We start from the raw sequence: 12,642 nt of genomic DNA on the forward strand, positions 1-12,642 counted from the left end.
CTCCCATCGGCGCAACCGCGCGGACCTTGCGCAAACGCCAACTGGCTTACGCAGGATTCACATCTCGACGCTATGCTCGACATCGTAGTCCCCCGCGAGGACATCGCGATGACGCTCGCCCCGCTGCTTGCCGCGCCGCCCATCATGCAACTGCACGCGCTGGCAGCGCTGGTCTCGCTGGCGGCGGGCCTCACTGTCCTCGCCATGCGCAAGGGCACGGCGCGCCATCGTCTCATCGGCTGGATCTTCGTGGTCGGGATGGCTGTGACAGCGGCGAGCTCGGCTTTCATCACCAGCAATGGCCGCTACAGCGCGATCCATCTGCTCAGCGTGCTGACGATCGTGAACCTGCCCTATGCGATCATCATGCGCCGCCGAGGCAACATCGTTGCCCACCGCTCCGCCATGCTCTGGCTCTTCGCCGGACTGGTCGTGGCCGGCGCCTTCACCCTGATGCCGGGCCGCGTGATGAACAAGGTCGCCTTCGGCACCGTCGCGGCGGCAACACCTTAACGCCGCCCCGGCAGCGTTAACCCCGGCTTAACGCCGTCGGCAAAGTTAATCCCGTCGTGGCTTCCGGGACGCAGCCGGTCAACAAACCGTTCACCCAACGCCTCGTATTTGATCTGTCATGCGTCGCGTTCATCTCACTCTCATCGCGCTCGGCGTCATCGGCGCCGGCCTTGCCGGCTGCGGCAAGTTCCAGAAGCCGCAGCGCGCCGCCTGGCGTGACCAGGCCGAAGCCCAGTGCCTGGCCTCGCGCCAGGTGCAGCTCTCGGCCTATGTCAGCCTGCGCGAGAAGGCGATCGACGGCCCCGGCACCTGCGGCATGGAGAAGCCGCTGCGCGTCGCGGCCTTCGCCAATGGCAGCGTCGCCCTGACCAGCAATGCGACGCTGGCCTGCCCGGTGGTCGCGACCACCGACAAATGGTTCACCGAGGTGGTACAGCCGGCAGCGATGAACGTGCTGGGCGCGCAGGTGATCGAGATCCGCGCCGGCTCCTATTCCTGCCGCGCCATGAACAACGGCACCGGCACCAGCCGCACCTCCGAACACGCCTTCGGCAACGCCGTCGACGTGTTCTCCTTCCGGCTGAACGATAACCGCGTCGTCACCGTCAAGGATGGCTGGCGCGGCTCGCCCGAAGAGCAGGCCTTCCTGCGCGAGATCTTCGTCGGCGCCTGCGAGCATTTCTCGACGGTGCTCGGCCCCGGTGCCGACGCCTTCCACTACGACCATTTCCACATCGACCTGGCGCGCCACTCGAAAGGCCGGCACATCTGCAAGCCGGTGATCAAATACGAGCCCAACTACAACCTGCCGCCGCCGGACCCGGCGCGGCCAAACAGCATGGCGCTGCAACAGCACGAGCCGGCGACGCGCCAGGGCCTGCCGCCGCCGATGGTGGCGGGCGGGTCGGGCGGGCTGCTGCGCCAGCCGAGCGGCGGCCTGCGTCCGCCGGGCGCCGTCGATGGCGGCTACTCCGTCGCCCATCGCGCCGGCCAGGGCGGGCTGGAAAACCAGCGGCGCTATCTCGAGGAGGCGCCGCAGCAAACAAGCCCGCGCTATCAGCCGCAGCCGATGCCGAGCGACATGCGCGGGCCGTTGCAGCTGCCGGGCTCGGTGCCGCCGACCGAGGAGCTGATCGTCGGCGACGAGGAAGGCAACGGCATCCTCGACGGCGCGCAACCGGGTGAGGAGCCGCCGATCAACCCGCGCAACGACCCGTTCGCCTATCGGCCGCAAGGCCAGCAGACCGGGTCGATCCGGCGGTAAGAAAATGGCGGGGATCCGCAGAGGAACCCCGCCATCGCCTTTCAAGCTGCTTGCCTCTCAGGCCTTGGCGACCTCCCGGGCAGCCTCGTCGATCAGCCCGGCCACTTCTCCCGCCCGCGAGGCCAGGGAAGCGTGGCTGGCATCGAGCGTCAGGATGCGCCGCGGCTTCATCCGCTCGGACATGCGGTACTGGTTGTCCGGATGGATCATCCGGTCGTCGGTGGAGAGCTGGTACCAGCAAGGCTTCTTCTTCCAGGCCGGGGCCGTGATCGCATCGCCGAAGGTGCTGGCCAGCGGCGCCTTCTGGGCGACGGACATGGCGAGGGCCTCGTCGGCGCTCAGGTCCTGGCAGAAGCTCTCGTGGAACTTGTCGTAGTTGATCCAGAGATAGCCATCGCTGTCCGGCGCCAGATTGGCGATCGCAGCCGGCGGAGTCTGCTGGCTGATACCGCCGGGGCTCTCTCCGGCATCCGGCGCAAAGGCGGCGATATAGACGAGACCCGCGACATTCGGCAGGTCGCCTGCTTCGGTGATGACGGCGCCGCCATAGGAGTGGCCGACGAGCAGGACCGGCCCAGCCTGCTGCTTCACCATCTTGCGGGTGCGCTCGGCATCATCGGCGAGCGAGGTCAGCGGCATCTCGACGGCGCGCAAATCGGCATGGCCCTTGCGGACCAGTTCAACGATGACCTTGCTCCAATGAGCGGCCCCACCCCAGAAACCATGAACGAGAACGATCGTCGGCTTGGCACTCATCGCATTCTCCTCTGATCAGCCGGAGCTATGGCCCCGGGAGAAGCGCCCCATGCTACCAAAGTAGAATGCTCGGGAGAGAGCAAGCGAATCCTGAAAAGTGCCCCTGTCAGCGTGACACCAGCACTTGCCGGCACTCCGCCGGCAAGGCGTCGAGCGACATGGGCGGCTTGGGTTTCGGCTTCGGGCCGGGCTTCGGCTTGGGCGGGTTGAAGATCGCCTGGTGCTGGCGCTCGATCCAGCCGGAGAGCTCCTCGCCGCAGCCATCGCCGAAATTGGGAGGCTCCTGGCCGGCGCACCCTTCGACGCCGGGCGGGCAGCTCATCCTGATGTGGAAATGATAGTTGTGCCCCCACATCGGCCGGACCTTGCCGAGCCAGCTCCGGTCGGAGCCGGCCTCGCGGCAGAGCGCGACCTTGAGTGCCGGATTGACGAAGATGCGCTCGACGCGCGGCTCGCTCGCCGCTGCCTTGATCAGGCGGGTATGGGCCGGCGTCCAGCTCTTCGGGTCGACGTCGCGCCAGTCGGCGCGAGCCATGTTGGTCGCAGCCATGTTCTCGCGGTCGTCGCTGTCGACGCGCTTGCGCGGCATCGGGGTCAGCCAGACATCGGCGTCGAGGCCGATCTGATGCGAGGCGTGACCGGTCAGCATCGGGCCGCCGCGCGGCTGCGAGAGATCGCCGACGAGCAACCCGCTCCAGCCGGTGATCTTGGGCACCTCGCGGGCGAAGCGCTCGAGGAAGGCGATCAGCTCGGGATGGCCCCAGTTGCGGTTGCGGGCGAGGCGCATGACCTGCCAGTTCTCGCCATCGACCGGCAGAGCGGTCGCGCCCGCCAGGCAGCCCTTCGCATAAGAGCCGATGGCGCGGGCTTTCAAGGCTGAAGGCGTGGCCTTCTGGCCGAACAACGCGCGAGCCGCATCGGGGTAGGCTGCGATATTGGCGGAGCGGGTCTTCGCCTCCGCCTCGGCAGTGGACTGCGCATGCGCAGCCCCGGCTGCGGCCAGCATCGACAGGAGAATCAGGGGGACGAAGCGGCGAAGCAACTGCATGGAGGAAGAATCGCAGGCAGCCCGCCGGCAGGTCAAGCCGGAGCGCAGCGGCCGGGCTGGACGGGAACAGGCTCAGCCGGCATGTTGCAGCGCAAAGAACGGGCAGAAAGCCAGACGGATAGCGAGGAGACACCGGATGATGAACCGTTTTACCCTTGATCGCCGCACGCTGCTCGGCGGTCTCGGTGCCTCGCTCGCGCTGCCGGCCGCCGGTCACGCGCAAGGCGCCTGGCCGCAGGGGCGCACGCCGAAGCTGGTCGTGCCGTTCACGCCCGGTGGCGCCACCGACATCCTCGGCCGGCTGGTCGCCGACAAGGTCGGGCAGGCGCTGGGTGCGACCTTCGTGGTCGAGAACCGGGCCGGCGCCGGCGGCAATATCGGCGTCGAGGCGGTGGCGCGCTCCGAGCCGAACGGCGACACGCTGTTGATCGTCTCGGTCGGACTCGTCGCCAATCCGGCGCTCTACGCCAAGGTCAACTACGATCCGCTGACCGACTTCGCCCCGATCACCATGGTGGCGCTGGTGCCGAACCTGCTCGTCGTCAGCCCGACGCTGAAGGTCAAGGACACCGCCGAGCTGATCGCCTATGGCAAGGCCAATCCAGGCAAACTGACCTATGCCTCCTCCGGCGTCGGCACCTCGATCCACCTCGCCGGCGAGCTCTTCCAGAAGCTGACTGGCATCAAGATGGTGCATGTGCCCTATCGCGGCTCGGCGCAGGCGATGCAGGACCTGATCGGCGGGCGCGTCGACCTGATGTTCGACAACATCACGCCCGCGCTGCCGCAGGTCCGCGCCGGCACGGTACGCGCCTTCGGCGTCACCACGGCGCAGCGGGCGCCGACTGCCTCCGAATTCCCGCCGATCAACGATCTGGTGCCAGGCTTCGACGTCTCGTCCTGGTTCGCCCTGTTCGCGCCGGCGAAGACGCCGCAGGCGATCATCGACCGGATGCAGGCCGAGACCAAGGCCGCGATCGCCGACCCCGTCGTGCGCGGCAAGATGGACCAGCTCGCGGCCCAGCCTGTCGGCAACACGCCGGCTGAGCTCGCCGCCTTCGTCCGCTCCGAGCAGACGAAATGGGTCAGCCTGATCCGCGAGGTCGGCATCAAGGCGGAGTGACCTCAGGGAACTTACCTTTCGCGCCCGACGTTCTTGGAACGCCCGCTCGCCGATGAGTGGCGAGGCGGGCGGACGGAAGAAGGGGCGCGAGCCATGTCCACCCTGCTCATCATCATCCTGCTCATCATCCTGCTCGGCGGCGGCGGATATTATGGCCACCGCAGCTATGGCGGCGCCGGGCTCGGCGGCGTGGTCGGCCTCGTGCTGATGATCGTGATCGTCCTATGGCTGCTCGGGGCGCTCGGCGGACCCGTGGTCAGGGTCTAATGTCGCAGCCAGCGCAAGGTTAGCGCTGCGCTTCAGTTCGCCAGCTTCCAGACCAGCATGGCGGCGGCGAGATCCTCGAGCGCGGTGCCAACCGACTTGAACAAGGTGACGTCGTCGCGCTCGACTGCCGGGTCGTATTGCCCGCGGCAAAGGCCGGCCAGCGTTCCGCAAACCTGTTCCGCCGTGTAGGCGCCCGCCTTGATCGCGACGGCGACATCGCCGCCTTCGTGCAGCGCGGCTTCGGTGTCGACAAAGACGTGGGCGCGCTGCAGCGCCTCGTCATCCGCCTCGCGCATCGACAGGTTGAAGGCTCCGACCAGATCGAGATGAGCGGTGCGCTTCAGCCAGCGGCCATGGATCAGCGGCTCGCGCGACAGCGTCGCGCAGGAGATGAGATCGGCCTGCCGCGCCTCGGCTTCCAGGTTCTCCGCGACGCGCGCCTCGATGCCCTCACGCGCCAGTTCGGCGACCACTTCGGCGGCGGCATCGGGCCGGCGCGCCCAGATCGCGATGTCCTCGAAGCTGCGCACGCTGCGATGCGCCTTGATCAGGAAAGGCGAGAGCGCGCCGGCTCCGACCATCAGCATCCGCTTGGTGTCCGGACGTTCCAGCATGCGCGAGGCAAGCGCAGAAGCGGCCGCGGTACGCCACAGCGTCAGGCGCGCCCCGTCCAGCGCAGCGAGCGGCGCGCCGGTGGCACCGTCCATCAGCAGATAGGTGCCCATCACGCTCGGCAGACTGACCGCAGCGTTGCCGGGGAACACCGTAACGACCTTGGTGCCTAGGAAGGCGGGCTTCGCCTCCAGCGCGGTCCAAGCCGGCATCAGCAGCAAGGTCGCGGCCGCATCCGGGCGCTCGATCTCATGGTGATGACGCACCGGCGTGACGATGTCGCCGCGGAAGGCGGCGCCGAGCGCATCGATCAGCGCGGGGAAATTCAGCAGGCCGTCGATCTCGGCCGCGGAGAAGAAACGCATGGCGGGATCTTCAGACGCGGTTGGTCAGGGCGGGCAGCGCCGAATCCGGCACGGCGGCACGCAGCGACTGCGCCTCGTTGCGCAGCTTGTCGGCCTCGCGGCGGTTGACCCTCGCGGCCTTGCGATGCTTGCCCTGCGCCAGCCAGGAAGCGAAGCCGCCGATCAGGATGCCGACGGCGATGGCAGCGAGGATCACGGCGAAGAGCGGCAGGTCGAGCGTGAACGCCGGCGCATCGCGGCTGATCGGATCGAGCGAGACCCGGACCGGCGCGCGATTCGCCACCGAGAACAGCACCACGAGCAGTGCGACCGGAACGAGCACCAGCGCCTTGAAGAAAGCCTTCATCCCGCTCCTCCGGCCCGCTCAGGCCTTGCCGTTCAGCCGCATGCGCAGCTCCTTGCCGGTCTTGAAGACCGGCACGAACTTCTGCTCGACCTTGACGGAATCGCCCGTGCGCGGGTTGCGGCCGACGCGAGCGGCACGCTCCTTGGTCGAGAAGGCACCGAAACCGCGCAGCTCGACACGATCGCCCCGCGCCAGCGCCTTGACGACCTCATCGAGGATCGAGCCGACGATGTTCTCGATATCCCGCTGGTAGAGATGGGTGTTGCGCTCGGCGATGCGCTGGACGAGTTCTGATTTTATCATGGGCCCAATATAACCGCTTGTAACATCGTCACTTTTCGACGGCAGGCTGCCAGAGCGCCAAGGGCGCGTCAAGCCGCAGCCCGACCGGCACTTCGGCCGCGCGCGCAAGCAGCGCCGCGAGCGCCTCGAGGCCGGCGGCGCGAGCCATCGCCTCGCCCGCACTCCACAGGCCATAGGATGAGGATTCACTGCGACGGCGCCAGTCGCGAACCGGCAGATCTTTGCCGACCCCCTTCTCGCGCTCAAGCCAGGCAATCGCCTCCTGCTCGCTGCCGACCTCATCGATGAGCTTGAGCTTGACCGCCTGGCGGCCGGAGTGGACACGGCCATCGGATACGGTCGCAACCTCGGGATCGGCGAGCTTGCGGCGCTCGCCGACCAGCCGCTTGAACCAGTCGTAATTGTCGGCGATGACGCGCGCCGTTTCGGCCGCCGCCTCGGGCGAGGTCGGCTCCAGTCCACTCGGGGCGGCCTTGAGCGGGCTCGAGCGAGTAATCTCGAACTTGACGCCGATCGTGTCGAGGAGCCTCGCGACATTGGGAATCTGGGCGATCACGCCGATCGAGCCGACCATCGAAGTCTGGCGCGCGACGATGCGCTCGCTGCCGAGCGCGACGATGTAGCCGCCGGAGGCGGCCATGCCGTCCACGACCGCGACGACGGGCTTCTTGGCGGCGAGGCGGCGGACCGCATCGTAGACCGCCTCCGAGCCGGTTACCGTGCCACCAGGGCTATCAATGCTGAGCAGCACGGCGCTGGCGCGGCTCTCCTCCAGCGACTTGATCAATTCGAGCGTGCGGCGGTCACCGGAGATGAAGCCGGAAATGGTGACGCGGGCGATATGTGCCTGCGAGGTGCTACCCGGCAGGCGTCCGCTCCAGGCGAGCGCGCCGGCGAGGATCAGGGCCACGACGCCGACCAGGGCGAGCAGCCGCCACAGCGACAGCTTTCGCCGCAGGCTGCGACGATCGGCGAGCAGATCGGCATCGGACGACATGTCGGCAGCTCCGTTGGCGGGGCCCTGTGATGTAGCTCCGCGGTGTCAGAGGGGCAAGGCGGCAGTTGCCACTGCGTGAGACCGCCGCAGGTCCTGCACGATCGTTCAAGACGCCGGCGGCGATCGCTCGCAACCATCGCGCCATTGGATCGGAGAAATGTCGAGATGCCCGAGAAAGCCTATAGCGCCATCAACTTCGCCGAGAAGCTCGGCCGCATTCACAACCAGTGGCAACCGCGCGTCCTTGCCGAACTCAACGACTACCAGATCAAGATCGTGAGGATCGAGGGCGACTTCATCTGGCACGACCATCCCGAGACCGACGAGGCCTTCCTCGTGCTGGACGGCTCACTCAGGATCGAATTCCGCGACGGCTCGGTCACCGTCGGCCCCGGCGAGATGTTCGTCGTGCCCAAGGGCCAGGAGCACAAGCCCTACGCCGAAAAGGAGGTCTGCATGCTGCTCATCGAGCCGCGCGGCACGCTCAACACCGGCCATGAGGGTGGCGAGCGCACTGCGCCGAACGACCGCTGGGTCTGAGCCGGCTCAGGCCTCGGCCAGCGCCCGCTGCCGGTCGAGCGCGAGCAGGGCAAGCCCGCTCGCCACCGAACGGAAGGCATCGCCGATATGGATGCGCTGCGGGCTGAAGCGGCGATCGAACAGCGCGCGCACCGCCGGCACATAGGAGGTTCCGCCGGTCATGAACACCGCCTCGATCTTGTCGCCGTCGACGCCGGCGGCGGCGAGCGCCTCGTCGAGCGCGCCCTCGATCGCCGCGACATCCTCGGCGATCCAGCGCTCGAACAGGGGCCGCGTCACCGTACGATCGATGCGCACGCCCATCTGGTCGAAGCTGAGCTGCGCCTCCTCCTGCGAGGACAAGGCGATCTTGGTCGCCGAGACCGCGCGGTAGAGCTCGTAGCCGAGATCGTATTCGATCACCGTCATCAGATCCTCGAGCCTGCCAGGCTCGACTGCGTCGCGGATCAACGCCTTGAGCTCGGTCATGGTCTCCCTGCTCTTCATCAGCGAGAGCCGGTGCCATTGCGCGAAGGCGGCATGATAGTGCGCCGGGATCGGCAGGCGCTTGCCGAAGGAAAGATAGTCCGAGCCCTTGCCGAGCAGCGGCGAGACCGCATGCTCGATGATGCGGTAGTCGAAGGTGTCGCCGGCGACACCGACACCGGCATGGGAGAGCGGAACGGCCTGCAAGGTCCCGTTCGCACCGGGCTCGAAGCGCATGACCGAAAAGTCACTGGTGCCGCCGCCGAAATCGGCGACCAGCATGGTCTGCGGTGTCTTGAGCTCGCGCGCATACCAGTAGGCGGCGCCGAGCGGCTCATAGGCGAAGTCGACCTTGGTCATGCCGGCCTTGCCGTAGGCGGCGGAAAGGCGCGAGAGCGCCAGCGTCTCGTCCGGCCGGTCACCGGCAAAGACGACCGGGCGGCCGGAGAGGACGGCGCGCTCGCCGAGATCGTCGAGGCCGGCGGAGAGGTCGCTCAGGAAGACCGCGATCAGGTCCTCTAGGCGGAAGAGCTTGCCGAACAGCCGCGTCTCCTGGAAGGCACGGCTCGACAGATGAGTCTTCAGCGATTGCAGGAAGCGATGCTCGGTGGTCATGCCGAGCGCCATGTCGAGCGCGTCGGGGCCGCTGACATGGGTGACACGGGCATGGGGCGGCCGGCCCTCGCGCCAGAACATCAAAGCGGAGCGATACGCGTCGACGGCGCCCTGCCTGGTGGCGAAGCTGCGGGTCGTCACCGAACCATCAGGACGTGCGAGCGCGACCACGCTGTTCGTGGTGCCGAAATCGATCCCGATCGCTGCGTCCTGCATCTTCACCTCCTTCAGCCGAAACAAAAGCCCGCGCGGATTTCTCCGCGCGGGCCGATGGATTGGTCAGGCCGCAAGACGCGGCCTGATGATCACTTCTTGTCGGTCGTCGCCTTCTTGAGGGCGGCGCCCAGGATGTCGCCGAGCGAAGCACCCGAGTCGGCCGAGCCGTACTGGGCCATCGCCTCGCGCTCCTCGAACACTTCCAGGGCCTTGATCGAGACCTGGATCTTGCGGGCCTTCTTGTCGAAGAGGATGACGCGGGCATCGACCTTCTCGCCGGCCGCGAAGCGCTCGGGGCGCTGCTCGGCACGATCGCGCGCGATTTCGGCGCGCTTGATGAAGGTCGTCATGTCGGTGCCGGCGATCTTGACGTCGAGACCGCCTTCCTTGACGTCGATGATCTCGCAGGTCACGACCTGACCCTTCTTGAACTCGCCGGCATCCACGAAGGGATCGCCGCCGAGCTGCTTCAGGCCGAGCGAGATGCGCTCCTTCTCGACGTCGACATCGAGAACGACCGCCTGGAGCATGTCGCCCTTCTTGTATTCCTCGATCACCTGCTCGCCCGGACGGTTCCAGTCCAGATCCGACAGATGGATCATGCCGTCGATGTCGCCCTCGAGGCCGAGGAACAGACCGAACTCGGTCTTGTTCTTGACCTCGCCCTCGACCACCGAACCGCTCGGATGCTGCTCGGCGAAGACCTCCCACGGGTTGCGGAGGGTCTGCTTGAGGCCGAGCGAGATGCGGCGCTTGACCTGATCGACCTCGAGGATCGCGACGTCGACTTCCTGCGAGGTCGAGACGATCTTGCCGGGGTGGACGTTCTTCTTGGTCCAGGACATCTCGGAGACGTGGATCAGGCCTTCGATGCCCGGCTCCACTTCGACGAACGCGCCGTAGTCCGTGATGTTGGTGACGCGACCCTTCAGGCGGGTACCGACCGGGTAGCGGGCGGCGATGCCATCCCACGGATCGGCCAGCAGCTGCTTGATGCCCAGCGAGATGCGATGCGTCTCCTGGTTGATCTTGATGATCTTGACCTTGACCGTCTGGCCGATGGTCACGACCTCGGACGGATGGTTGACGCGGCGCCAGGCCATGTCGGTCACGTGCAGCAGGCCGTCAATGCCGCCGAGGTCGACGAACGCGCCGTACTCGGTGATGTTCTTGACGACGCCGTCGATGACCTGGCCCTCTTCGAGCGAGGCGACGAGCTCGGAGCGAGCCTCGGCGCGGGTCTCTTCGAGCACGGTGCGGCGCGAGACGACGATGTTGCCGCGGCGACGATCCATCTTGAGGATCTCGAAGGGCTGCGGCTGCCCCATCAGCGGGCCGACGTCGCGGATCGGGCGGATGTCCACCTGCGAACGCGGCAGGAAGGCGACGGCGCCGTCGAGATCGACGGTGTAGCCACCCTTGACCGTGTTGAAGATGTTGCCCATGACCTTCTCGCGGGCCTCGAACGCCTTCTCGAGCTTGACCCAGCTCTCTTCACGGCGGGCCTTGTCGCGCGAGATGACTGCTTCGCCGAGCGCGTTCTCGATCCGGTCGAGATAGACCTCGACCTCGTCGCCGACCTTGAGCTCTTCTTCCCGGCCCGGGCCGGTGAATTCCTTGAGGGCGACGCGACCTTCGGTCTTAAGACCGACGTCGATGATCGCCATGTCCTTCTCAATGGCAACGACCTTGCCCTTGATGACGGTACCTTCGAGGGCCTCGTTCCGGGTGAACGATTCCTCGAGAAGGGCGGCGAAATCCTCGCGACCCGCGCTATAGCTTTCGACAGCTGACATATGTGCTCCTGAACGCCGGCCGCGTATCCCGCGGATGTCCGGCATGGCGCCGATTGGGTTGGTGTTGCACGCCGGATCGATCCTCAGCGGTGCTCCGCTCACGGAGCTTGCCATCCCTTAAGGACGGCGGCGCCTGGCCGCAGGGGCCGATCCGCATCCGATAGACCGTTTTCCAAACACGAAACGGGAGCCGGCCATTTCGGCCGCCCCCGGCTGTGATCGATCACGGCCCTTCGGACGAGGCTGACCTAGCGATTATCGCGCCGTTCTGCAAGCGGATTGCGGCGCGAAATGCCGGTCGCGCATGCGCGCAGGGGCCTTGCGACACGTGGGAAGGCTGCCGATCTTTCGCGGCGAAGCCCGGCGCCAAGCCGGAGCGATGCAAGGGAAAAGCCCGATGTTCCCGCTTTCCATCCTCGACCTCGCCTTCATTGCCGAGGGTTCGACCGCAGCAGACGCCCTCCACAACAGCCGTGATCTCGCCCGCCACGCCGAAAGGCTCGGCTACACCCGCTTCTGGCTGGCCGAGCACCACAACATGACCGGCATCGCCAGCGCTGCGACCTCGGTCGCGATCGGCTATGTCGCCGAAGGCACCAAATCGATCCGCGTCGGCGCCGGCGGGATCATGCTGCCGAACCATTCGCCGATCGTGATCGCCGAGCAGTTCGGCACGCTGGAGACACTCTATCCCGGCCGGATCGACCTCGGGCTCGGCCGCGCGCCCGGCACCGACCAGCGCACCTGGCGCGCGCTGCGGCGCGAGGCCGACGCCTCGGAGCGCTTCCCGCAGGACGTGCTGGAATTGCAGGCGCTGCTTGGACCATTGCAGCCGGACCAGGTGATCCAGGCGGTGCCGGGCACCAACACCAATGTCCCGCTCTGGATTCTCGGCTCCAGCCTGTTCGGCTCGCAGCTCGCCGCCGTGCTCGGCCTTCCCTATGCCTTCGCCTCGCATTTCTCGCCGGACGCGCTGATGGACGCGCTTGCCGTCTATCGCGAGCGCTTCCAGTCCTCGGCCCAGCTCGACAGGCCCTATGCCATGGTCGGCTGCAACGTCATCGCGGCCGAGACCGACGCCGAGGCGCAATACCTCTTCACCTCGGTGCAGCAGCGCTTCGCCGACATGCTGCGCAACCGGCGCGGCCTCCTGCCGAAGCCGATCGACGATATCGAGACCTATTGGTCCGGACCTGAGAAGGCACAGGCGCAGCGCATGCTGGCCTGCTCCTTCGTCGGCTCGCGCGAGAGCGTGCGGGCGCAATTGCAGGCCTTCATCGAGAAGACCAAGGCGGACGAGCTGATCGTCGCCTCGGCGATCTTCGACCATGCCGCCCGCAAGCGCTCCTACGAGATCCTGGCCGAGATCCAGCCGGCGCTGGGATTGGCGGCGGTCGCCGCCTGACCGAGCCGCCG

Annotated in this window: 14 protein-coding genes; 6 read left to right on the forward strand and 8 right to left on the reverse strand. The window is 67.1% G+C overall.

From position 1 onward, the window contains the following. The first annotated feature begins 72 nt into the window (after positions 1 to 72). Together ACWIGM_RS15195 and ACWIGM_RS15200 are read left to right on the forward strand one after the other, a co-directional pair. Positions 73 to 513, forward strand: coding sequence for a DUF2306 domain-containing protein (locus ACWIGM_RS15195; RefSeq protein ID WP_454026745.1), 441 nt, complete (start codon positions 73 to 75; stop codon positions 511 to 513). 118 nt (positions 514 to 631) lie between these two features. Beyond that, on the forward strand, positions 632 to 1,777 hold the full coding sequence (locus ACWIGM_RS15200; RefSeq protein WP_454026746.1) for an extensin-like domain-containing protein: 1,146 nt from the start codon (positions 632 to 634) through the stop codon (positions 1,775 to 1,777). 57 nt (positions 1,778 to 1,834) lie between these two features. Here ACWIGM_RS15200 and ACWIGM_RS15205 read toward each other — a convergent pair whose 3' ends face one another. Together ACWIGM_RS15205 and mepA are read right to left on the reverse strand one after the other, a co-directional pair. Further along, positions 1,835 to 2,533, reverse strand: coding sequence for an alpha/beta hydrolase (locus ACWIGM_RS15205; RefSeq protein WP_454026747.1), 699 nt, complete (start codon positions 2,531 to 2,533; stop codon positions 1,835 to 1,837). 106 nt (positions 2,534 to 2,639) lie between these two features. Further along, positions 2,640 to 3,581, reverse strand: a complete 942-nt coding sequence (gene mepA, locus ACWIGM_RS15210; RefSeq protein WP_454026748.1) for a penicillin-insensitive murein endopeptidase — start codon at positions 3,579 to 3,581, stop codon at positions 2,640 to 2,642. Between the two features lie 136 nt (positions 3,582 to 3,717). Here mepA and ACWIGM_RS15215 point away from each other — a divergent pair, with 136 nt between their 5' ends. Beyond that, positions 3,718 to 4,704 (forward strand): Bug family tripartite tricarboxylate transporter substrate binding protein, encoded by a 987-nt coding sequence (locus ACWIGM_RS15215; RefSeq protein ID WP_454026749.1) that lies wholly within the window; start codon positions 3,718 to 3,720, stop codon positions 4,702 to 4,704. A 93-nt stretch (positions 4,705 to 4,797) separates the two neighbouring features. Further along, the gene (locus tag ACWIGM_RS15220; protein ID WP_454026750.1) at positions 4,798 to 4,971 is read left to right on the forward strand and encodes a DUF3309 family protein; all 174 of its coding nucleotides are present in this window, start codon (positions 4,798 to 4,800) and stop codon (positions 4,969 to 4,971) included. Between the two features lie 32 nt (positions 4,972 to 5,003). Here the strand turns inward: ACWIGM_RS15220 and lhpI are convergent, their stop codons facing one another. The 4 genes from lhpI to sppA are packed head-to-tail and all read right to left on the reverse strand — an operon-like array spanning position 5,004 to position 7,594. Next, the gene (gene lhpI, locus ACWIGM_RS15225; RefSeq protein ID WP_454026751.1) at positions 5,004 to 5,948 is read right to left on the reverse strand and encodes a bifunctional Delta(1)-pyrroline-2-carboxylate/Delta(1)-piperideine-2-carboxylate reductase; all 945 of its coding nucleotides are present in this window, start codon (positions 5,946 to 5,948) and stop codon (positions 5,004 to 5,006) included. A 10-nt stretch (positions 5,949 to 5,958) separates the two neighbouring features. Further along, entirely contained in the window at positions 5,959 to 6,294 is a 336-nt protein-coding gene (locus tag ACWIGM_RS15230; RefSeq protein WP_454026752.1) for a LapA family protein, read from the reverse strand. Positions 6,295 to 6,312: 18 nt separating this feature from the next. Beyond that, positions 6,313 to 6,597: an integration host factor subunit beta gene (gene ihfB, locus ACWIGM_RS15235; RefSeq protein ID WP_092155113.1), complete on the reverse strand. Its 285-nt coding sequence runs from the start codon at positions 6,595 to 6,597 to the stop codon at positions 6,313 to 6,315. A 28-nt stretch (positions 6,598 to 6,625) separates the two neighbouring features. After that, positions 6,626 to 7,594, reverse strand: a complete 969-nt coding sequence (gene sppA / locus ACWIGM_RS15240; protein WP_454026753.1) for a signal peptide peptidase SppA — start codon at positions 7,592 to 7,594, stop codon at positions 6,626 to 6,628. 165 nt (positions 7,595 to 7,759) lie between these two features. Here sppA and ACWIGM_RS15245 point away from each other — a divergent pair, with 165 nt between their 5' ends. Further along, positions 7,760 to 8,134 carry a cupin domain-containing protein gene (locus ACWIGM_RS15245; protein ID WP_454026754.1) on the forward strand — a complete coding sequence of 125 codons (375 nt, stop codon included), beginning with the start codon at positions 7,760 to 7,762 and terminating at the stop codon, positions 8,132 to 8,134. A gap of 6 nt (positions 8,135 to 8,140) precedes the next feature. Here ACWIGM_RS15245 and ACWIGM_RS15250 read toward each other — a convergent pair whose 3' ends face one another. Further along, entirely contained in the window at positions 8,141 to 9,430 is a 1,290-nt protein-coding gene (locus ACWIGM_RS15250) for an Hsp70 family protein (RefSeq protein ID WP_454026755.1), read from the reverse strand. 89 nt (positions 9,431 to 9,519) lie between these two features. Then, entirely contained in the window at positions 9,520 to 11,226 is a 1,707-nt protein-coding gene (rpsA, locus tag ACWIGM_RS15255) for a 30S ribosomal protein S1 (RefSeq protein ID WP_454026756.1), read from the reverse strand. 397 nt (positions 11,227 to 11,623) lie between these two features. On the opposite strand from rpsA, the gene ACWIGM_RS15260 reads away from it, so the two are divergent. Next, on the forward strand, positions 11,624 to 12,631 hold the full coding sequence (locus ACWIGM_RS15260; protein ID WP_454026757.1) for an LLM class flavin-dependent oxidoreductase: 1,008 nt from the start codon (positions 11,624 to 11,626) through the stop codon (positions 12,629 to 12,631). Positions 12,632 to 12,642: the final 11 nt, after the last annotated feature.

Source organism: Allobosea sp. NPDC055332, assembly GCF_053645455.1.

What these genes read in the sequence shown, in the direction of transcription:
- ACWIGM_RS15195 (WP_454026745.1), top strand. Translation starts at nt 73, where the DNA reads ATGCTCGACATCGTAGTCCCCCGCGAGGACATCGCGATGACGCTCGCC.
- lhpI (WP_454026751.1), bottom strand. Translation starts at nt 5,948, where the DNA reads ATGCGTTTCTTCTCCGCGGCCGAGATCGACGGCCTGCTGAATTTCCCC.
- sppA (WP_454026753.1), bottom strand. Translation starts at nt 7,594, where the DNA reads ATGTCGTCCGATGCCGATCTGCTCGCCGATCGTCGCAGCCTGCGGCGA.
- ACWIGM_RS15250 (WP_454026755.1), bottom strand. Translation starts at nt 9,430, where the DNA reads ATGCAGGACGCAGCGATCGGGATCGATTTCGGCACCACGAACAGCGTG.
- ACWIGM_RS15215 (WP_454026749.1), top strand. Translation starts at nt 3,718, where the DNA reads ATGATGAACCGTTTTACCCTTGATCGCCGCACGCTGCTCGGCGGTCTC.
- ACWIGM_RS15220 (WP_454026750.1), top strand. Translation starts at nt 4,798, where the DNA reads ATGTCCACCCTGCTCATCATCATCCTGCTCATCATCCTGCTCGGCGGC.
- ihfB (WP_092155113.1), bottom strand. Translation starts at nt 6,597, where the DNA reads ATGATAAAATCAGAACTCGTCCAGCGCATCGCCGAGCGCAACACCCAT.
- ACWIGM_RS15205 (WP_454026747.1), bottom strand. Translation starts at nt 2,533, where the DNA reads ATGAGTGCCAAGCCGACGATCGTTCTCGTTCATGGTTTCTGGGGTGGG.
- mepA (WP_454026748.1), bottom strand. Translation starts at nt 3,581, where the DNA reads ATGCAGTTGCTTCGCCGCTTCGTCCCCCTGATTCTCCTGTCGATGCTG.
- rpsA (WP_454026756.1), bottom strand. Translation starts at nt 11,226, where the DNA reads ATGTCAGCTGTCGAAAGCTATAGCGCGGGTCGCGAGGATTTCGCCGCC.
- ACWIGM_RS15200 (WP_454026746.1), top strand. Translation starts at nt 632, where the DNA reads ATGCGTCGCGTTCATCTCACTCTCATCGCGCTCGGCGTCATCGGCGCC.
- ACWIGM_RS15245 (WP_454026754.1), top strand. Translation starts at nt 7,760, where the DNA reads ATGCCCGAGAAAGCCTATAGCGCCATCAACTTCGCCGAGAAGCTCGGC.
- ACWIGM_RS15260 (WP_454026757.1), top strand. Translation starts at nt 11,624, where the DNA reads ATGTTCCCGCTTTCCATCCTCGACCTCGCCTTCATTGCCGAGGGTTCG.
- ACWIGM_RS15230 (WP_454026752.1), bottom strand. Translation starts at nt 6,294, where the DNA reads ATGAAGGCTTTCTTCAAGGCGCTGGTGCTCGTTCCGGTCGCACTGCTC.